The organism is Nonomuraea sp. NPDC026600 (genome assembly GCF_040638335.1).
GTDB lineage: Bacteria > Actinomycetota > Actinomycetes > Streptosporangiales > Streptosporangiaceae > Nonomuraea.
Genome location: NZ_JBEZYD010000004.1, coordinates 72263 through 91566, shown reverse-complemented (window position 1 = coordinate 91566; position 19304 = coordinate 72263). Strand labels below are relative to the sequence as shown.

Below are 19304 nucleotides of genomic sequence, written 5' to 3'. Positions count from 1 at the left end.
TGCGTCTCGGTATTAGTGGTGCGCGACAAATACCTTGACAGCCGACCGGAGCGGGCGCTTTGCTTGGCCCAAGATCCGCTAAGGTGCGCGCCCGCACATGATGGAGGCCTCCGTGCATCCTGCTCAGACTGAGGTCATGCCCGGCACGGTGCGAGCCGCCCGGACGATCATGTGCGTTCAGATGGTCCTGACGCTCGTCATGACCGCCATCCTGGCCCTGCTGTTCGTACAGGTGGGCTGGAGCGCCATCGTCCTTCTCCCCCTGCTGTTCGGAATCGCCACCGCCGTGGTCATCGTGCTGGTGGTGGTCAAGATGAAGTCGCGCAGGAAGTGGGTGCGCTGGACGGGGATCGGCATCCAGGGCGTGAACGTGATCAGCTACGTGGTGGGGGCGTTCACCGGGTCGAACGGGTTCGCGACGCCGAGCGCGGGAGAGTTCCTGGGGCTCGGGCTGTCGGTGGCGGTCATCGCGCTGCTTCTCGTGCAGTCTTCCGCGGCCTGGTTCGACGCCTGATCGCTTCTCGCCGCGGCTCCCTGAACGCGGTGGCCGCCATCACCGCCACGGTTGCCGATTTTCGACCTGACACTAATTTGACCCCCTGACTCATCAGCCGCGATTTTCGCGAGATGTCCGCATGTGGACACGCCTGGTCGGCAACCCGATCAAGGCATTGGTCGTCCCAGATTAGTCCTGTTTTATCGGTACTTATCTGGGAGCGCCTGTTGCTCAAACGTCTGCTCGTTTCCGCCGCTCTTATAGGCTCGGCGCTGGTCGTGCCCGTCGTGGCCGCTCTGCCTGCTTCCGCCGTCCAGGCGCACGTCAACGCGACGGCGACCGCCTGCACCTATCAGCGATCCGGTAACCACTGGAACTGCGTCACACCGGGCGCGTACTGCCCGAAAGCCGCGCACCGCCGGTACGGATTCGCGAAGGTAACCAACCGTAAGTATCAGTGCAGCCAGTACAGCAACGGGCAGTGGCGGTGGAAGCGGGTCTGAGCCCCGCGTGAAACGACCGCCCCCGCCGAACAGGCGAGGGCGGTCGTTTTCTTAAGGCTCAGGATGACGGCTTGCTGTCGGTCCAGCCGGCTTCCAGTACGGCCTGCGAGTTCCACACGGTGCCGGGCTCGAAGTCGCTCTGGAAACCGCCGGGCTTCACCACGACGTTCTCGTTCGCCAGCCCCCGCCCGGTCGCCTGGTCGAAGATCAGCCGGTTCTCCAAGACGCCGGAGCCCTTGATGCGCTCCTCGATCGCCACGGCCGTGCCTTGGCGGCCCTCCGCGTCCGTGACGTTCTCGATGACGTCGACGGTGTCGAGGTCGGCGAGCATACGGAAGGCGGCGCCGCGTACCTGGGGCGTGACCGGCATGTCGGTGATCAACCCCACGCTCACGGTGAAGAGCCAGATGTTCGCCGGCATCGGGTCGCTGCTGGACTCGGTGCCGTGCCCCTCGTACGAGCGCAGCAGCCACGCCTTGAGCTTGGCCGGGTCGGAGGGCAGGCCGCGCAGGTCCTTCATGGTGACGTTCCGGCCGAGCCAGAACACCTTGTCCCCGTCGACCAGAGGGCTGTGGCTGGTGCTCGCCTTTCCGGGAGAGGTCGAGAGGGTCAGCGGGCGTGGCTTGCCCGGCACCTTGACCGGGATCTCGGCCGGGGAGCCGGCCTGCTTCCACGCCTCCTCGTCCGCGGCGGTAGCCGGTCGGGCGCCGAGCGGCCTGGTGCTGCCCCACTGGTCGCCTCCGGTGGCGCTGGGCGTCCAGCCCTCGTTCCGCTGCTGGTCCATGACCAGGTAGTCCGCGTCCTCGGCCGCGAACAGGGTCCGCTGCACGGACGCGGTGTGCCAGTAGGCGCCCGTCCCGGCGGGCTGGCGGGCCGCCTTCGCGGCGGCGGTCAGCAGGATGTCCCGAGCCGACAGCTTCACCTTGGGTGTGGACGAGGTGGGCGTGGACGAGGTGACCGTCGCCGGGGCCGCAGCGGGCGCCCGCGGCGTCGTGCCGCCGGTGCCGGAGACCACGACGGCCACGGCGGTCGCGGCCGCGGCGGCGCCGACGAGGCTGAAACCCCACACCGGTCGTACGGTCCTGCGCTTACGCCGCGCCGACCGCGGCCGGGACATGGCGTACGAGAGCTCCGCGGCCCTGGTGCGTTCGTCGACCGGCGTGTCGCCGAGGTGTGCGGGCCGGGCGGCCCGTAGTTCGTCGATGGGGTTCATGACCACTCCTCGCTGAGGTTCCGTACCCGGGTCCGGGACTGTCCCGCTGGTTCCATCACCTGCTTGAGCCGCTTGCGCGCACGATGCAGCCGTACGCGGAAGGCGGCCGACGAGCAGCCGACGACACGGGCCGCGTCCTTGGGGGACAGGCCCTGCCAGGCGATCAGGAGGAGGACCTCCCGGTCGTCCTCCGGCAGCTCGGCCAGCGCCCGCAGTACGCCGAGCCGTTCGGTCACCTGGTCGGCCACGTCGCCCTCGGTCCAGGCCCGCAGCTCGGCGTTCAGCGCCTCCCGCCGGGTCTCCGCGCGGATGTTGTCCCGCAGGACGTTGCGGGCGACGCCGAGCAGCCATGGCAGGGCCGGTTCCGGTACGTCGTCCAGCCGCCGCCAGGCGATCGCGAACGTCTCGCTCACCACCTCGTCCGCCACCTGCCGGCCCGCGCGACTGACCACGTAAGCCCACACACGTTGCCGGCATTCGTCGTACATGCCGGTGAACCGGTGCGCGTCATCCGTCACCGCCTCAGCCCCTTAATCCCGGACATCGTTCTTCTGACACCAGGAAGTGGTCCGAGCCTCCTCGTTGTTACGGCAATCCTGAAATATACGGACAGCCTCCCGCGCAGAAAGGGCCCCTATACGCTCGATGCCCAGGCAGCCGAGGGCGGGGGACGAACGTGGACGAACGGATCGAGCGAGCCAGATTGCTGTACGAGCGCGCCGTCTTCGACGGCGATGCCACGGCACTGGAGACGGCCGACCGGGAACTGGACGCGGCCGAGGCGGATCTCGCCCTGGCCCGCGGCCGGATCATTCACGGGCGATCTCTGGACGAGGGGAAAGAGGACCCGGCCGAACTGGCCCTTTTCGAGTGCGCGGCGCGGCTCTACCAAGCGCTCGGCGACGTGCGCGGCGAGGGCGAATCGCTGTTCTGGATCGGCGTCTTCCACCAGGTCGTCCGCCAGGACAACGGCACCGCGGTCCCCGTCCTCGAACGCTCCCGCGAACTCGCCGCCCAGGTGGGCGACAAGCTGACCATGTCGTACGCGCTCAGGCACCTGGGCATCGCCGAGCATGTCGCCGGCCGGCTGGGCCCGGCCCGCGAACGGCTGGAGGAGTCGGTACGCCTGCGCCGCGAACTCGGTTTCCTGCCCGGCGTCGCCGCGAACCTGATCGGGCTGGCCTACATCACCGCCGCGGAAGGCCGCCGTGACGAGGCGCTGAAGGTGCTCGACGAGGCGGGCGAGCTCGCTGAGGCCACCGGCGCCCACGGCATCCTGCGCTCGGTCGAGGAGGCACGCGAGACCCTTTGACCACACTACGTTCTACGTACTATGGTCCTGGGCATGCGGAAGAGATCACTACTGGCTTTGGCGGCCCTTGTCGTGCTGACCGGGTGCGGCGACACCAGCGCCTCGGCCCGGCCGTCGCAGACTCCCAAACAGGACAACAAGCAGCGGATAGAGGCGGTCAAAGCAGACTGCATGAAGGGAAAGGGCTTCCGATACACCCCCTTCGTGCGCGAGAAAATCTTGCTCGGTCCGGACCTGGAGAAAGCCGGCACCGGCGACTACGCGGCGATGAAGGCCCACCGGTCGAAGTGGGGCTTCAACGTGTTCTCCAACTTGGTCTACCGCAAGGAATTGGAGGCGGACAATCAGTCCGGCGGGGCGGACCCCAACGTCATGACCAAAAAGGATCTCTCATCTGCCCAGCAGAAGGCGTACAGCAAGGCGCTGGCGGCCTGCCAGGCTCAGGCGATCAAGCAGATCACCGGCAAGAGCGTGAAGTCGCAACAGGACTGGTTCGAGCAGGCGGACAAGCTGCTGGCCCAACGCAGAACGCGTGAGCTCGACGGCGACGCGCACCTCGTGGAGCTCGCTTCGGCCATGGCCGACTGCATGACGGGCAAGGGTTACCAGCCGGCCGCCAAGAATCCGACCAGCATGGAGAGCTGGGGCCAGCTGACGTTCATGAGGGAAATGCACGAGCTGGCCCGCAAGGAAGGTGGCCGTGACATTCCGCCTTACACCTCCGCAGGGCCGTTCTACCAACCGACCCACCTGGCGGATGCCGACGCGCGGCGCTATCTAGCCAAGGAGGTGAAAATGGCCCTCGACGACCTTGAGTGTGGCAAGGACTTCTATGCCGCCTACCTCCCCAAATCCGGGGAGGTCGCGCAGGCGGCCCAGGCCGAATTCGGGATCGACCCTGACTGACAGCGCAACTCAGGGGGCGATCTCCAGCGATTGGCTTCGTGCGCGGCCGGGGGTCGCCTGAGCGACGCCCGCCAGCCGTACGGTCACCGCCAGGCCGCCTTCCGGCCTGGCCGCGGCCGTGACCGTGCCGCCGTGCGCGTCGACGATGGCCCGCACGATCGACAGTCCCAGCCCCGACCCCCTGGCCGACCGCACCCGATCGGCGTGCAGCCGGTGGAACGGCTCGAACAGGTCGTCCACCTCGTACGGCGAGACCGGCGAGCCGGTGTTCTCCACCACGATGACGGCACCGCCACCGTCGGGGCGGACGCTCACCCACACCTCGCCGTCGCGGACGTTGTACTTGATCGCGTTCTCCAGCAGGTTGAACACGCAGCGCTCCAGGAACAGCGGGTCGCCCCCGGCGACGGCCTGACGCAGGTCCTCGTGCACGGTGACGTGCCGCTTCCCGGCCGCGAGCTCGATCTGCTCCAGCGCGATCCGGACGATCCGCGGTAGCTCCACGGGCTTGCGGACGGCGAGCTCCTGCTCCGACTGCGCGAGCAGCAGCAGGCCCTCGATCAGCCGTTCGTAACGGGCGTTGGTGCCCAGCAGCGCCCGGGCCAGCGCCTTGAGATCCGGCGAGGCCGCCGGCTCCTCCAGCGACACCTCCAGAATCGTCCGGTTGATCGCCAACGGCGTCCGCAACTCATGCGAGGCATTGCCGATGAACCTGCGCTGCGCCTCGAACACCCGATGCAACCGATCCAACATCGCGTCGAACGTATCGGCCAGCCGCCTGACCTCATCATGCGGACCCCGCAACCCGATCCGCTCATGCAACGTACTCTCCGACAACCGCCGCGCCGTCTCGGTCACCCGATCCAACGGCCGCAACGCCCGATCCGCCACCAGGTAGCCGAGCACGAACGCGATGACCCCGATCAGGATCATGATGACGACCGAGGACCGCAGCATGTCATTCAGCACGGTGGCCGCCCCCTGTTCCACGTCGACCCGTACCTGCTGCATGGTGGGGCCGCCGATGGGCGGCTCCTTCGAAACGGCGATCATGGAGCCGCCGAACCTCGTGACGAAGTGTGTGTTCAGCGCCTTGGCGGTCAGCAGGTAGGTGACCCAGAGCAGCATCGATCCCGCGACGAAGAACAGCCCGCCGTACAGCAGGGCGAGCCGCATGCGCAGCCCGAGCCGGTCCCACGGCCGGGCCCGCGTCACAGCCGGTAGCCCTTGCCGGGCACGTTCTGGACCGCGAGCGGCGCGCCGAGCTTCCTGCGCAGCGACGTGATCGTGACGCGCAGCACGCCGGTGCCGGTGTCGGCGTGCTCGTCCCAGACGCGCCTGCGCAGCTCGGCGGAGGTGACGAGGTCGCCGCCGGCCAGCAGCAACTGCTCCAGGACGTCGAACTCCTTGCGGTTCAGCGCGACCGCCCGCTCGTCCCTGGTCACCGTACGGCGGCCGGGATCGAGCCGGATCCCGGCCCGTTCCAGCGCGGCCGGCACGACCCGGGAGGACCGGCGGGCCAGCGTCCGGATCCTGGCCACCAGCTCGGCGAACGCGAACGGCTTGACCAGATAGTCGTCGGCGCCCAGTGACAACCCGTCCACCCGGTCGCGGACCTGCCCGGCGGCGGTCAGCATGAGGATCCGGCTGGAGCTGGCCAGCTCGCCGCAGACCTCGTCGCCGTGCACCTCGGGCAGGTCGCGGTCGAGGACGACGACGTCGTAGTCGACGTACGAGGCCAGGTTCAGCGCCTCCTGCCCGTCGTAGGCCACGTCGACGGCCATCGCGTGCAGCCGCAGGCCGCGCGCGACCGCGTCGGCCAGCTCTTCCTCGTCTTCCACGACAAGCACTCGCATGTAGTTGAGCGTGGCGGGTCGGGTGTTAGCCGCGAGTAAGCGCCTTATCCGGGTTTAGCACGGGTGGGAGTGGAGTGGGCCCCGCATCCCGGGCGAGTGACCCGGGCTGCGAAGGAGCGGGTCATGAGAGTTCGACTGCTGCCTGTCGTACCCCTGCTGGTGTTAGCACTGGCGGCGTGCGGACAGCGCGGCACCGCCGACAACGGGATCGCCAGCGCGGGCAAGAGTACGGCCACGCCCACCGCGTCGAGTTCGGTGTCAGAGGCCGACCGGAAGGCGGCGCAGGTGAAGTTCGCCCAGTGCATGCGGGAGCACGGCGTCGACATGCCTGACCCCGCCGCCGACGGCAGCGTGCTGTTCAGGCAGAAGAAGGGCGGGGACCCCAGCAAGATGAACAAGGCGATGGAGGCGTGCCAGCCCCTGATGAAGGACGTGATCGGCGACAGGGTGAACCAGCCGATGGATCCGAAGCAACGGGACCAGATGGTGAAGTTCGCCCGCTGTATGCGGGAGCACGGCGTGGACATGCCGGACCCGGGGCCGCAAGGGGAGATCAAGATCAAGATGCGCGGCGGCGAAAAGAAGCTCCAGGAGGCGCAGGAAGCCTGCAAGAGCCTGGCTCCGGGCTTCGGTAGCTTCCGGGCCAAGCCGTGAGGCGCCCCCTGGCCATCGCCGGCGCCGCCCTCCTCGCGGTCGCCGCCGCCTGGACGGTCCTGACCGTACTGAACCAGAGCGGCGGCACGGGCGCGGCGGCGCCGGGCAAGTCCTCGGTGTCCGCCACCGCGGAGATCACCAGGCAGGACCTGGTCGACACCAAGACCGTCAGCGGCGCGCTCACCTACTCCGGCGAGCGCGACCTCGCGGCCGGCTCCGCGGGCACCGTGACGTGGGTGGCCGCGGAGGGGGCGGTGATCCGCCGGGGACGCCCGCTGATCAGGATCGACCGGAAACCGCTCGTCCTGATGTACGGCAAGCTGCCGCTCTACAGGACGCTGCGTTCCGGCATGTCGGACGGCCCCGACGTCGAGCAGTTGGAGCGCAACCTCAAGGCGCTCGGCTACGGCGACGACCTCACCGTGGACGACCACTTCAGCTACGCGACGCGGCTGGCCGTCAAGGAGTGGCAGGACGACGTGGGACTGTCCGAGACCGGCGAGGTGGACGCCGCACAGGTGACGTTCCTGCCCTCGGCGGTACGGGTGACCCAGGCGAAGGCCGCGGTCGGCGGCAAGGCCGGCCCCGGCCGGACGGTCCTCACGGTCAGCGAGCTGCGGCGGCTGGTGCACGTGGACCTCGACACCGGCGACCAGGCGCTGGCCAGGAAGGGCGCCAAGGTGAGCGTGGAGCTGCCGGGCGGCGAGCAGGCGGCCGGGAAGATCAGCGAGGTCGGCACGGTGGCCGAGAGCCAGGAGGACAGCACCACCATCGACGTCGACATCACGCTGAACAAGCCCCCGAAGTCCAAGCTGGACCAGGCCCCGGTCGAGGTGGAGCTGGTCAGCGAGCGGCGCGAGAACGTGCTGAGCGTGCCGGTCGAGGCGCTGCTGGCGCTGCGCGAGGGCGGCTTCGGCGTCGAGGTGGTCGAGGGCGGCGCGACCCGCGTCGTGGAGGTGAAGGTCGGTGGCTTCGGCGGCAGCCGGGTCGAGATCAGCGGCGCGGGGCTGGCCGAGGGCATGAAGGTCGGGGTGCCCGCGACATGAGCGTTGTGGAGCTGCACGACGTGACCAAGGTCTACGAGGGTCACGTCGAGGCGCTGCGCGGGGTTGACCTGACGGTCGAGCGGGGTGAGCTGGTGGCCATCGTGGGGCCGTCGGGCTCCGGGAAATCCACCATGCTCCACATGATCGGCACCCTGGACCTGCCCACCACCGGGACTGTGCGCGTCGCCGAGTACGACGTCGCCGAGCTCTCCGACCGGGAGCTGTCCGCGCTGCGGGCGCGGCATCTGGGGTTCGTGTTCCAGCAGTTCCATCTGGCTCCGGGAGTGAGCGCGCTGGACAACGTGGCCGACGGCCTGCTGTACAGCGGCATCGGGCTGCGGGCCAGACGCGAGCTGGCCGCCTCCGCCCTGGAACGGGTGGGCCTCGGCCACCGGCTGGGACACCGGCCGAACCAGCTCTCGGGCGGCGAACAGCAGCGGGTGGCCGTGGCCCGGGCCGTCGCCGGTGACCCGCCGCTGCTGCTGGCCGACGAGCCGACCGGGAACCTGGACTCCGCCTCGGGCGCCGAGGTGCTGACGGTTCTGGGCGGGTTGCACGCGGCCGGTACGACCATCGCGATCATCACCCATGACGCGGAGATCGCCGCCTGGTGCCACCGCCAGGTCAGGCTCCGCGACGGCCGGATCGTGGCCGACCTCACGCGGGCCGCCGACCTCACAGGCGTCGCCGACCTCACGCGCAACGCCGACCCAGAGCGGGCCGCCGGTTTCGAGCAAGGAGCTCCAGAGTGACGCGTAACCGGCTGACGCCCGCCCGGCTCGGCTTCGCCGACGTCCTGCGGGTCGGCGCGGCCGGGCTCAGCACCCGCCCGACGAGAGTGATCCTTTCGGCGCTCGGCATCGCCATCGGCATCGCGACGATGATCGCGGTGATCGGCATCTCGGCCTCCTCCCGCGAGCAGCTGCTGCGCCAGCTCGACCGGCTCGGCACCAACCTGCTGACCGTCTCGGCCGGCCAGACCATGTTCGGCAAGGAGGCCGAACTGCCCACCGGCGCGGTCGCCATGGTCGAGCGCATCGGCCCGGTCCGTACGGCCGGCGCCACCGGAGCCATCACCGCCACCGTGCGGCGCACCCGCTACATCCCCGAGGAGGTGACCGGCGGCATCGCCGTACAGGCGGCGACCACCGGCCTGCTCGCCACGCTGGAGGGCGGCGTGTCGAAGGGCGCCTGGCTGAACGCCGCCACCGAGCGGCAACCCGTCGTCGTCCTGGGCGCCAAGGCCGCGGAGACGCTCGGCATCTCCAGGACCGGCGTACGGGTGTGGATGGGCGGCCGGTGGTTCACCGTGGTCGGCATCCTGACCCCGATGCCGCTCGCTCCGGAGATCGAGCGGTCGGTGCTGGTCGGGTTCCCCGCCGGGGCGGAGCTGCTGGGCTTCGACGGCCACCCGTCGACGCTCTATGAGCGGTCGACGGAGGAGTCGGTGGAGGGCGTACGAGGAGTGCTCCCGCGTACGGTCAACCCGGAGAACCCGGAGGAGGTCAACGTCAGCCGGCCGTCCGACGCGCTGGCGGCCAGGGCGGCCGCCGCGGGCGCGTTCACGAACCTGCTGCTCGGCCTCGGCGCGGTCGCGCTGCTGGTCGGCGGCGTGGGTGTGGCGAACACCATGGTGATCTCGGTGCTGGAACGACGCAGCGAGATCGGCCTGCGCCGCTCGCTCGGCGCGACCCGTGGGCAGGTGCGGGTCCAGTTCCTGGCGGAGTCGCTGCTGCTGTCGGTGCTGGGCGGGGTCGTCGGGGCGGCGCTGGGCGCGCTGGCCACCACCGGCTACGCGCTGTCACGTGGCTGGCCGGCCGTGGTGCCGCCGTGGGCACTCGGGGGCGCGATCGCCGCCACACTCGTCATCGGCACGATCGCCGGCCTCTATCCGGCCATGCGTGCCGCCCGCCTGTCCCCGACGGTCGCCCTGACGACCACTTAGTGATCGGCACAGCACCGGCCGTACCGATCACTTGGTCGCTACATGTTGATCATGTGGTGTGGTTTTCGGTAGCACGCCACCTGTGACCTCGTCAAACAAGAGACTTAGCCCCAGCTCACGGCACTTTCCGGGAGTCTGGGGCTTCTTGTTGTTCCGGGTTGATCACCACTGTTGTCAGCACCGGTGCTGACGTTGTGCTGACCCGTGATAACCCCACCCTCTAAGGGCCTCTTGACTACCCTCCCGAGTGCGTTCAGGCTCGCATATGCGCAAGGAGCCGCAAACCACACAGGTAGGAGACCACCGTGGCGATAACGTTCTACGGCAAGGACCCAACCAATCCGGGCAACAACTGTCCGGCCGTATTCCGGGACGAGGCAACGGGTGACTTCTTCTTCCAGGGGGAGACCGTTGTTGACCCAGAGATCCTTGCGAGGGTCACAGCCGACAGCCCCATCCTGGATACGGAGTCGGTAGTGCGACTCCCCGAGCGCATGATCGAGATCATCATGGAGGCATGCCGTGACAGAGTTCGGCGAGCTGCTGGCGAAGTGTGAGCACACAGCCTTCAAGCTGGAGTTCAGAGACCAGTACATGACCGGTGATCCCGGCTACCTCGCTTGGGAGGCCGGAGATCTCGCCGAAGCAGTGCGGCTGTACTCCGAGTGGACCACCACCGCCCGTACGGCAATCGTGCGGGGGGTGGACATGCGGAGAGTCCGCGTGGTGTCCGAGCCGGTGAGCACCTACATCGCCTTCGAGCATGCCGTCACGCCAGGGGTGAACCTGGCGGCGGGTGAGGCAATCAGATGGCTACCGAGGCACCTAGCTTCGGATCTGGCTCTGCCGGGAAATGACGTGTGGGTCTTCGATGACCGCATGGTGCAGTTCTGCCACTTCGCGGGCGATGGTGCATGGGTCTCAAATGATGAGACCGATGATCCGGCCACCGTAACGCTGTGTTCGTCAGCGTTCGCGGCTGCCTGGGACCGCGCCATCGACCATGAGGGGTATCGGATCTAGTCGCCCCGCTGATCACGTCTCGCACAGGCTCATGTCCACCCCGCATTCTTCCAGCTCCAGCGCTCAGGCAGCCAGACAAGCCCTTGCCGCCCGACTGCGCGACCTACGACTTGACGCGCACCTGACTTCCCGAGCACTGGCAGCTCTGGCGGGGTGGCATGAGGCCAAAACCTCGCGAATCGAACACGGCAAGAAGCAGCCATCCGAGGGCGACATAGCAGCTTGGGTGCAGGCATGCGGAGTGCCCGGCCTGCTCCCTGAGCTGATCGCCGAACTCCGCGCCGTGGATTCGGCTTGGCTGGACTGGCGGCGAGCTGAGAAGTCGGGCCTTACCCACCTGAATGCCGCCGTCCGAGAGTTGTACGAGCGGACCAAGCTGTATCGCTCTTACTGCCAGGACGTCATTCCTGGGCTCCTTCAAACGGCCGGGTACACCACGGCCACCCTGGCGGCGATTCGGGACGGCAGGCGCGTCCCTGTCGATGATGTCGCCGAAGCCGTCGCCGAGCGGATGGCTCGGCAACACATCCTCTACGAGGGCAACCACCGGTTTGTGTTCATCCTGGAGGCAGCGGTGCTGACCTACCGGCGCGGCGGCCCTGAGGTGATGATTGGACAGCTCGGTTACCTGCTGGAAGCGATGGCGCTTCCCTCTGTGTCACTGGCGGTGATCCCGCCCAACGTGGAGCGGGCGGGGCGGTGGCCTGTCGAGAACTTCTACATCTTTGATGACGCGCAAGCGAATGTGGAACTGGTGTCTGGCTTCCTCACGATCACGCAACCGAGGGAGATCGCCATGTACGCCGAGACGTTCACTCGGCTCCATGAGATAGCCGTTTTCGGACGACAGGCGCGTGCCCTAATCAAGGCAGCGATGGACTCCCTAGAGTAGGTGCCCGCAAGTATCCGCAAGTTTCTGGTGCTCTGGGATCACTCGCTCCTAGCGTCGAGACATGGCCGTCACACACACAACCGCATCAGCCGAAGACCTGTTGGGGCAGCCGATCCGGGAGGCGGAGGCGGCAGCCCAGAACGTCGCCCTCGACCGGGTCCTTGAGCATCTGACGGCCGAAGGCGTGAACGCGCAACTGATCAAGCGGCTTGTGATCGAGTGTGGGGCGCATCCTGGCCCGTTCGTCGAAAAGCTTCGGTATCCGCCTCAGCTCGTCATCTACGCCGATGCGGGTTGGCGGGTCGCCACGGTGACCATCGGGGTTCGCTCGGGCGCCTACATGGTCGAGCTGGCACGCGGAGGACCTGACAACGAGCTGCGGGCCGACAGGGTGGAGGTCGTACCGGCGGCGCAGCCGGGCCGCGTTGCTCTGCTGGTAGCGCAGAACGCGGGAGCAGCCGCATGAGCAGAGCCAAGGTGAGTGAGACAGCGTTCCGCTACCCGTACGTGATCGGGTGGACAGGCGAGACTCAGAACCCTCCGCTGAAGTGGGTACCGCGCCGTGGCGGGCTGCGGCTGGGCTACGTCGTGCCGCACCGCGACGACTTCGGCAACGGCGTCCTTCGACTGCGGCAGAGTCAGAACCGAGCCGGGCGGCCCGACTTCAAGACGGTCAACACGCTGCGGCAGTGGCGCTGCATGGAAAAGCGGCTGTGCCAGGTATGCGCCCGCTCTGCTGTGGATCGGGCCACGGGGCGGATTTGGTGGCTGCTGTCTTCTGGTTATGGCGGTGATGGCGACGGCTACACCAATGCGCCCCCGACGTGCCCGACTTGCATTCCGGAAGCGATCTCCCAGTGTTCGCACCTGCGACGCAACGCGGCCGTCTTCACCGTGGGCGGCTGCTCGCCGTACGGGGTGCGGGCAGATGTGTTTGTTCCTTACTTGCCGCCGCTGGTCCCGTTCGAGCGGAACGCCATCCTCAGGTTCGATGACTACGACATGCATCACGTGCTCGCCCGTGAGCTGTTGATGCGGCTACAGGACGTGCAGCCGGCCGTGACAGAAGGTGATGCGCCGTGGACGGCGTAGCGATGTCCAGATGAGCTTGCACATGCTGCGCATGACCGCCGCCTACCCGGCCCTCTGCCCGCTGCTGGGCCTGGCCGCGCTCATCGTGCAGTCGTTCATGGACGACTGGAGCCGGGGCTGGCGTCCGTGGAAGAGCGGAGAGCGCCCGTAAAGACAGCCCCGGTTGAGGTGTTCTCGCTGGTTCTCCCTCAGCCGGGGTGCAGTACCCCCGGAGGCTTCCCCACCGGGGGCGGGTTCCTGGCCGTCCTTTCGGTCCCCATGGTTTGTACGGCCAGGACTCCGCAGGTTCCGATCAACGAAGGAGTGCCCATGATCGCCCCGCCCAGACCCCTTGCCGAGACCAAGCCCGAGCCCGACGAGGCCGACGCCGTGACCATGGATGAGGCCGAGGCTAACGTCGCCGAGACGGCCGAGGAGGAGAACGACCAGTAGAGCGGCAAGACGCCGACCATCGTTCACGGCCCCGCCTGATAGCGAATGAGGAGCCCAGGCGGGGCCTTGGCCCGGCCGGGACACGCGTACGTCTGCCATTTCACGTACCGGCCTTCGGGGATGACGTACCAATGGACAGGCCCCGACCGTAGCCGGGGGCCTGTCCTACGGGACGCTAGGCCGCTACTTCAGGAGCCTGGAAGAGCGCTTCGGGGTTGCCCTTGGCCCGGCTCCTCCGAGGAGCCTTGGCCTTGGTCACCGTGGCCGTTTGGGGTGCGCTGGCCGCAGTCTGCTTAGCCATCATGGACATCAGGATCTCCTGGAGCATCTCCGCCCCAGCAGGAGAGGATAGGAACGCTTTCACGGCCTCCTCCGAGACGGTGGGCTCTTCGGTGGCCTGGGCCACCGGCTCAGGCTCAGTCTCAGTCATGACGTTCGGCACGGCGTCGATCTCGTCCCACTCGTCCGCGCTCAGGAAGGGCAGGAAGGTGGGAGCCTCTTGCGCGGGCGCGGTCTCCTCTACCGGAGTTGCCTCCTCCTCGGAGGTAACAGCCTCGGCATGCTCCATAACGATCTCGGGGGTTTCCTCGGCATCGAGGTCAGTTAGTTCGTTAGTTTCCTCGGACGGTTCCTGCGTCACGTAGATGTAGCGCATGCTCGGGCGTCCACCAGTGCCCTTAGCGCTCTGCCCCTTCACGATCTCGATTGTGTCGAGCTGGGCCACGACCTCCCGAAGGTCGCTCGCCTTGATGGTGAGTGCCCGGTAGATCTCGGTGGCCGTACGGCCAGTCTCCCCGGCCTCCCTGATGTAGTTCTCCACCTTGACCGACAGGGCGGTTTCCTCGGAAGCCTCAGCTTCCGGCAGGACGTAGGCGATGGTCTCGATGGAATAGCAGACCAGGGCCAGGGCGGCGTCAAAGTCACGCTCGCTGATCTCGTCTCGCCGCTCCGACAGGGCGAACAGTCCGGCAAGACGGATCATGTACGCCATGGCCCGCTCGGCGTACTGGCTCATGGCCTCGGTGGAGATCATGGCTTCCACGATGGGCCGGTGCTTGGCCTCAAACACGCGGGCCACGTGCGCAGGCACGGTCACCGTGTCCACCTGGCGGGCGTAGTCGCCAGCCTGCCGTAGAGCACGCGCGGCCTGCCGGATGACCTCATGAGCGTCGGAGGACTCGAACACTGGCAGCGTCTTGGACTGCTCGACCCATAGGGGCAGGAGGCGGTTCCAGGTTCCTCCGGTCGCGTCCTTGCCGCCCGCGACCGCTGCCCAGTTCTTTGGCTGTACGTGCATCGTTAGTCCCAGGTGCGGACGCCGCACTCTCAGGTCATCCACCTTGGTCTTGTGGGCGATGGTTTGGGCGTCGAAGGACTTGCGCAGGTAGATGCCCACCTTGGCGTCACGACGCGCGTTGGACAGTAACGCGTCTCCCTCCTCCTCGATGAACCAGACCGGATTGGCCAGCGAGCCCTCTGCCCGGTCGGCCAACTCCGTGATGAACCCCAGGCCCGTGGCCGGGAGTCCTTCCACCACGCTCTCCTCGGCGAAGGTCGCGAACGCCCCCTCGACCACGCGCCTCGCGATGCCCGTAGCAGTGCCCTTCCTGCCGACACCGCTACGCCCGACCAGGACGCCCCACAGTGCCAGCGGGGAAGAGCCCTTGCCGGTCTCGACGGTCGGTCCGTAGCCGATGTAGGCGCTGTAGGCCGACATGAGAGACACCATGACGCCGACCTTGGACCCTTCCGTGTAGGGGTCGAGTGCATCGGTGATGCGACCGAAGAGTCCGTGGAATGCCTCGTTGGAGATGACAGGAGCGTTGCTCTGCATGGCTTGATAGCCTTCCTCTGCTGGCCCCAGAGCGATTGAGACGCCAATCCTGACGCTCTGGGGCTGGTCCATGTCTGACGCTGGTCTCTCAGTCCCGAGTTAGTTCTGTTTGCTCGGTTGAATCGAAGCCAGCGCCGAGAAAGCTAGCCATTCGAGTTTCATCTGTCAATAAGAAAACCAAAGAAACTACGAAACCCCAGAAAAATCGGGGTTTGTTAGTTCATTGTCTCGACCTGGGGTAATGCACTTTCCTTCTCCTTGGTAGACCCCGAGGGGGGTGGTTCCTCCGACCAGGTACGATTCTGGGACTTTCCGAAGAAGGCATTAAACGTACTCCGACCTGGAGTATCACCCTCTCGCGAGGGTGGAAGAACTTACAAAACCCGCAGCCCTGAAAACAAGAAAATCCCCGAACTCTTCCATTGAGTTCGGGGCCTTCTTGAATCGTCAGAATTAACTTAGGCGGTCCACTTCACAGCGGCCTTCACGAGGCCCTCGGAATCCTTCACGGCGACGTTCGGCGCGGTGGGCTGCTTCCCGCCAGGGAAAGACAGAACCCGTGCGCCGTACAGATGCAGAGCGTCAATCTGGTCGCGGCGGTACTTCTCCACCGGCTGACTCCGGAAGTCGGTGAACTGGCTGGCGAACGTGGTGAACGACCTTTGTCCGGCCAGAATGTCCACGCCGGTCGGCATGGCCGTGGTGGACAGGAGCGTGAACCCAGCCAGGCGGGCAACCACGCCGTTGGCCGTTGCGCCAGCCTCGCCCAGGGCGGCAGCGTTGGCCACGTCAGGGGCACGCATCAGGTAGCGCTTGGCCTTGGGACCGACAACAACGTATCGACCGTCCGGCACCTTGCCAGTGTCGAGCTTTTCCATCATGTCGAAGATGGCTTCTAGCAGCGCCTCGCCCTTGTCACGGCTGTCAGTCTGGGCGCTTACGTTCACCTGCGGGAGGCTGGTAGCCGAGGCCGCAATGGTCGCGCCAACGAACGCGTCCGTAGAGGCCGCCAGAGCACGGATGGACTCCAGAGCGGCCGGTGCCGCCAAAGCGCCGGCCACCTGAACCGTCTCGATGTTTCTGACGAACCAGGCCACGTAATCGGCTTCGGAGATGTCCACGTACTGCTCAACGGTCTTCAGATCTTCGATCGTCATCCCGGCCACGTCATCGTACTTGCCGACGTTGGGCCTGATGAGGCCGTTGACCACCATCCGGTCGCCCTGTGTGGTGATGTCGCCTTCATAGTCGGTGTTCACCACCAGGGGCGAGGCCCAGACCAGCAGCGGATCGAACTGGGTGAGTAGCTCGCTGCTCCACTCGGTGGGAACGAACGCATGCGTACCTGCGTGCGCGTATGCGGGGATTGGAGTAATTGCCAAAGAGAAATCCTTTCAGTAATGGTTAGCGGCGTGCTCGCGCGTCCAGAGGAACGCCACGTTCAACAGGTGCGCCTGAGCTGTGAGGGCCGATACCCACGTCTTGGGGATACGTGGGCTTCTTGGCCGTCGAACCGAGCGAAGTAACAAACCCCGTGATCGCGTCAAGGTCTGCCGTTCCTTCCTCGCTGAGGAAGGCGGACATGTTGAGCTTGGACATCGCCTCTGGGGCCAACTCCATGCCGCGCTGTTGGGCGGCATGCTGGAGCTGGATCTCAGCCAGCGTCAGAGCATGTTCTTGCTGCATCGCTGTCATGGCCTGTTCCAGTTCCGCGCTCTTGGCGGTTGCGGCCTCCAGTTCGGCGCTGGCGGCCTTCCAGCGGGCTTCATTAGTCCGGCTGAGGCTCTTCCATTTATCGGTCTCAGAGTCGATCTGAGAGCCTTCTGAGGGCGCTTCGGCCACCGGCTCCATTTCGGTGGTGGCGTCAAGCGTGTTGCTTGGTGAGTCGTCCATTTCGGCTACTCCTTCGATAGTCAATGCGTGGGTGCGTGTCGGGGCTACCAGGTGCGCATACGCAGCTCGTCATGCTCAGGCGTCGCCTGCCACGCGTAGGTAAGCGACCTCGGGTTGTCCAGGTCGCCGCTCACGGACACGATGCGAATGGCAGGGTCCAAGTTGCCTTCACGCCAGGCGGAGAGGATCTCCAGGGCGCTCATGTTCTCAAGCTGGACGTGGGTAGTCATCAGTTCTCCAAACGGGGTGTGGTGTGGCCTGAAGAAGGCCCCCGACACGAGGTCACCGAGGGCCTTCAACAACCTCTACGTGAATGAGGAGGGTCGAAGAGTCCCTCCCTACCCTCTATTAGAGGGGTGGATAAGTTATTTGTGCGAGAAGCCTCAGCTCACGGCCGTCCGGATCTCCCACAGCACATCATCACAACGCAGTGAGCAGTACGGATCGAACTCTTCGGCATCGATCTTGAGTCCACACTTCAGGCACAAGCCTTTGCTGAGACGGTAGCGCTCCTGCGCTTTCTCTCGATCTCGTACACGCTTGGCAGCCTGACGACACTCGGCCGAGCAGTAGCGACGCCAAGGCCCAGGACGACCCGAACCCAGCTTCCTGGTCTCCTTACACAGCTTGTCGCAGTATCCGCACTTGAACACTTGGGTGAGAGATAACCCCGCTGGAAGCGCCATGACACATTTACCCCACATCTGCCGCGCTAAGAGCAGCGGCTTGCCAACTAACGAGCTAACGAACTAACGAATCATCGTGGGTTCGTTCGGCGGGCTCTTCCGGCCCGCTCCCGAAGGGTCTTGGCCTGATGGCAGGCCCGGTGAGCGGCGCGAAGGTTGTCGTACTCCCAGCCGCCGCCATCGGCTACGGCCGTCACGTGTTCCAACTCGTTGGCACCGGCCTGACCACATAAATAACAAACTTCAGCATCACGCTTGAGAGCCGCCCTGCGGCGGCGATTCCAATCCTTCGGCCTAGACAGATTCCTCTGGGACGTCACCGCCCACGGTTTACGGCGGTGGGCGGAACACTTGCCTTCGCCGCGAACGGCGATCTGATGACAACCACTCTCATTACAAATCTTGTTAGCCAGGGCCAACGGCCCTCCAATCGTCTAAGTAACTATCAATCCATGGCAGCCCTCAAAGGCTGCCTTATGTAATCAACTAGTCGCAACTAATTGGGCCTTCCGGCTAGGGCCTCCAGGCCCTCTAGATAACTGGTTGAAGTAGGGGCCAGTCTCCAAGCTGGCCCCTTAATCATTCCTTCGTCTGGTTCGTCGTCCCTCCTCGCCTGCCGAAGGAACATAAGAATAGAGAGGAAGCCGTATTGGCACAGGTCAGAGGCATGGTCGAGTCCAGAATCTTCGGATCAACGGGTCTGGATTCGTAGGACTACCACATCGGTCCAGCATCATAGGACTCATGGGCCATGGTCGAATCGACATTCGACACATAGCCCGACTCCCACGTTTGATGAACGGGACACATTGCGCCCTTATTTAATCCGCGTTCCCAGAATTCTCGCGGAAGCCATACGCAGGTTTCCCCGCCGCCGGGCAGTACGAGCCCTGCCAAGCGAAGCTTTTTCAATGTGTCGTAAACGGTGGACCGCGAAGCGGGCTTTACGCTCCCGTCCCGTTTCTCTCGGCTAAGGATCTGCCGCAGCTCTCCAGCTTCAAATACAGCGTGTCCCGTGTTGTTGGCGCGAGCGACGGCGATCAAAAGGAGTCGGGCATCTAGGGAAAGATTGCGCCCCTGACGAGCCACACTACCCGCATATCGCTGAAAAACCTTGCCAAACTGATGTTCAGGAAACGTCAACTCGGTCCCCTTGTCATATCTATTCCCAACTCATTAGTGATCAAATTTCCCTCTGTCTCGATGGTCAATGGATGACTTGGCTGTCAATCCAGGTCTCCACGTTCCGCACTCGGAATCTGAGGTGCTTGCCGATCCGGTAGCCCGGCAGCTCCCACTTCTTCCAGCACGCGTAGACCGTGCTTTCCGGCACGTCCATGTAGGCGGCCACGTCTTTCACCGACATCAGGTGGTTGCTTCCTCCGCTGCCCAAATCGCTCTCCTCTCTCATGTGCGGGCACGCTGTGCCCGCAAGCTGTACGCCTCGCGTCGTGTCCGCTGTGCAGTTGTCAAAGGCATGCCAGGACCGCCCCGGCCGGGCGTGACCTTGCGGCCCTTCCC

25 protein-coding genes are annotated in these 19304 nt (G+C 65.9%); 15 read left to right on the top strand and 10 right to left on the bottom strand.

Annotated elements, in window-relative coordinates:
* Positions 1-136: 136 nt before the first annotated feature.
* The gene (locus tag AB0F17_RS10635) at positions 137-514 is read left to right on the top strand and encodes a hypothetical protein (protein ID WP_358019563.1); all 378 of its coding nucleotides are present in this window, start codon (positions 137-139) and stop codon (positions 512-514) included.
* 209 nt (positions 515-723) lie between these two features.
* Positions 724-999: a hypothetical protein gene (locus AB0F17_RS10630; protein WP_358019560.1), complete on the top strand. Its 276-nt coding sequence runs from the start codon at positions 724-726 to the stop codon at positions 997-999.
* Positions 1000-1057: 58 nt separating this feature from the next.
* Here the strand turns inward: AB0F17_RS10630 and AB0F17_RS10625 are convergent, their stop codons facing one another.
* Complete coding sequence (locus AB0F17_RS10625) at positions 1058-2212, bottom strand: CU044_5270 family protein (RefSeq protein WP_358019557.1); 1155 nt, start codon at positions 2210-2212, stop codon at positions 1058-1060.
* Positions 2209-2730: an RNA polymerase sigma factor gene (locus AB0F17_RS10620; protein ID WP_358019554.1), complete on the bottom strand. Its 522-nt coding sequence runs from the start codon at positions 2728-2730 to the stop codon at positions 2209-2211. The genes AB0F17_RS10625 and AB0F17_RS10620 overlap by 4 nt, the downstream gene beginning before the upstream one ends.
* A 158-nt stretch (positions 2731-2888) precedes the next feature.
* On the opposite strand from AB0F17_RS10620, the gene AB0F17_RS10615 reads away from it, so the two are divergent.
* Entirely contained in the window at positions 2889-3524 is a 636-nt protein-coding gene (locus AB0F17_RS10615) for a hypothetical protein (RefSeq protein WP_358019551.1), read from the top strand.
* A 33-nt stretch (positions 3525-3557) separates the two neighbouring features.
* Positions 3558-4430 (top strand): hypothetical protein, encoded by an 873-nt coding sequence (locus AB0F17_RS10610; protein WP_358019548.1) that lies wholly within the window; start codon positions 3558-3560, stop codon positions 4428-4430.
* Between the two features lie 9 nt (positions 4431-4439).
* Here AB0F17_RS10610 and AB0F17_RS10605 read toward each other — a convergent pair whose 3' ends face one another.
* Both AB0F17_RS10605 and AB0F17_RS10600 read right to left on the bottom strand, forming a co-directional pair.
* Complete coding sequence (locus AB0F17_RS10605; RefSeq protein WP_358019545.1) at positions 4440-5645, bottom strand: HAMP domain-containing sensor histidine kinase; 1206 nt, start codon at positions 5643-5645, stop codon at positions 4440-4442.
* Positions 5642-6286 (bottom strand): response regulator transcription factor, encoded by a 645-nt coding sequence (locus AB0F17_RS10600; RefSeq protein ID WP_358019542.1) that lies wholly within the window; start codon positions 6284-6286, stop codon positions 5642-5644. Before AB0F17_RS10600 ends, AB0F17_RS10605 begins: the two co-directional genes overlap by 4 nt.
* Positions 6287-6409: 123 nt before the next feature.
* Here AB0F17_RS10600 and AB0F17_RS10595 point away from each other — a divergent pair, with 123 nt between their 5' ends.
* The 11 genes from AB0F17_RS10595 to AB0F17_RS10545 all read left to right on the top strand — a co-directional run bounded on the left by AB0F17_RS10595 (position 6410) and on the right by AB0F17_RS10545 (position 13370).
* A complete protein-coding gene (locus AB0F17_RS10595; RefSeq protein ID WP_358019539.1) occupies positions 6410-6940 on the top strand; it encodes a hypothetical protein in 531 nt (176 codons plus the stop codon).
* Positions 6937-7986 carry a peptidoglycan-binding protein gene (locus AB0F17_RS10590; protein ID WP_358019536.1) on the top strand — a complete coding sequence of 350 codons (1050 nt, stop codon included), beginning with the start codon at positions 6937-6939 and terminating at the stop codon, positions 7984-7986. Before AB0F17_RS10595 ends, AB0F17_RS10590 begins: the two co-directional genes overlap by 4 nt.
* A complete protein-coding gene (locus AB0F17_RS10585) occupies positions 7983-8738 on the top strand; it encodes an ABC transporter ATP-binding protein (protein ID WP_358019533.1) in 756 nt (251 codons plus the stop codon). Before AB0F17_RS10590 ends, AB0F17_RS10585 begins: the two co-directional genes overlap by 4 nt.
* The gene (locus tag AB0F17_RS10580; protein ID WP_358019530.1) at positions 8735-9931 is read left to right on the top strand and encodes an ABC transporter permease; all 1197 of its coding nucleotides are present in this window, start codon (positions 8735-8737) and stop codon (positions 9929-9931) included. Before AB0F17_RS10585 ends, AB0F17_RS10580 begins: the two co-directional genes overlap by 4 nt.
* Positions 9932-10236: 305 nt before the next feature.
* The gene (locus AB0F17_RS10575) at positions 10237-10488 is read left to right on the top strand and encodes a hypothetical protein (protein WP_219532534.1); all 252 of its coding nucleotides are present in this window, start codon (positions 10237-10239) and stop codon (positions 10486-10488) included.
* Positions 10454-10954: a DUF6879 family protein gene (locus AB0F17_RS10570; RefSeq protein ID WP_358019527.1), complete on the top strand. Its 501-nt coding sequence runs from the start codon at positions 10454-10456 to the stop codon at positions 10952-10954. The genes AB0F17_RS10575 and AB0F17_RS10570 overlap by 35 nt, the downstream gene beginning before the upstream one ends.
* Positions 10955-10985: 31 nt before the next feature.
* Positions 10986-11846 (top strand): helix-turn-helix transcriptional regulator, encoded by an 861-nt coding sequence (locus AB0F17_RS10565; protein ID WP_358019524.1) that lies wholly within the window; start codon positions 10986-10988, stop codon positions 11844-11846.
* A gap of 61 nt (positions 11847-11907) precedes the next feature.
* Entirely contained in the window at positions 11908-12312 is a 405-nt protein-coding gene (locus AB0F17_RS10560; protein ID WP_358019521.1) for a hypothetical protein, read from the top strand.
* Positions 12309-12938, top strand: a complete 630-nt coding sequence (locus AB0F17_RS10555; RefSeq protein ID WP_358019518.1) for a hypothetical protein — start codon at positions 12309-12311, stop codon at positions 12936-12938. Before AB0F17_RS10560 ends, AB0F17_RS10555 begins: the two co-directional genes overlap by 4 nt.
* A gap of 10 nt (positions 12939-12948) precedes the next feature.
* Entirely contained in the window at positions 12949-13089 is a 141-nt protein-coding gene (locus AB0F17_RS10550) for a hypothetical protein (protein WP_358019516.1), read from the top strand.
* A 158-nt stretch (positions 13090-13247) separates the two neighbouring features.
* Positions 13248-13370, top strand: a complete 123-nt coding sequence (locus AB0F17_RS10545) for a hypothetical protein (protein WP_358019513.1) — start codon at positions 13248-13250, stop codon at positions 13368-13370.
* Positions 13371-13545: 175 nt separating this feature from the next.
* Here AB0F17_RS10545 and AB0F17_RS10540 read toward each other — a convergent pair whose 3' ends face one another.
* From AB0F17_RS10540 to AB0F17_RS10515, 6 genes are all read right to left on the bottom strand, one after another.
* Entirely contained in the window at positions 13546-15276 is a 1731-nt protein-coding gene (locus AB0F17_RS10540) for a hypothetical protein (protein WP_358019511.1), read from the bottom strand.
* Between the two features lie 386 nt (positions 15277-15662).
* Positions 15663-16586 (bottom strand): hypothetical protein, encoded by a 924-nt coding sequence (locus AB0F17_RS10535; RefSeq protein WP_358019508.1) that lies wholly within the window; start codon positions 16584-16586, stop codon positions 15663-15665.
* A gap of 22 nt (positions 16587-16608) precedes the next feature.
* Positions 16609-17097, bottom strand: coding sequence for a hypothetical protein (locus tag AB0F17_RS10530; protein WP_358019506.1), 489 nt, complete (start codon positions 17095-17097; stop codon positions 16609-16611).
* A gap of 44 nt (positions 17098-17141) precedes the next feature.
* The gene (locus AB0F17_RS10525; RefSeq protein ID WP_358019503.1) at positions 17142-17327 is read right to left on the bottom strand and encodes a hypothetical protein; all 186 of its coding nucleotides are present in this window, start codon (positions 17325-17327) and stop codon (positions 17142-17144) included.
* Between the two features lie 527 nt (positions 17328-17854).
* Complete coding sequence (locus AB0F17_RS10520) at positions 17855-18103, bottom strand: HNH endonuclease signature motif containing protein (RefSeq protein ID WP_358020855.1); 249 nt, start codon at positions 18101-18103, stop codon at positions 17855-17857.
* An 887-nt stretch (positions 18104-18990) separates the two neighbouring features.
* Positions 18991-19194, bottom strand: a complete 204-nt coding sequence (locus AB0F17_RS10515) for a helix-turn-helix domain-containing protein (protein ID WP_358019500.1) — start codon at positions 19192-19194, stop codon at positions 18991-18993.
* Between the last annotated feature and the right edge of the window lie 110 nt (positions 19195-19304).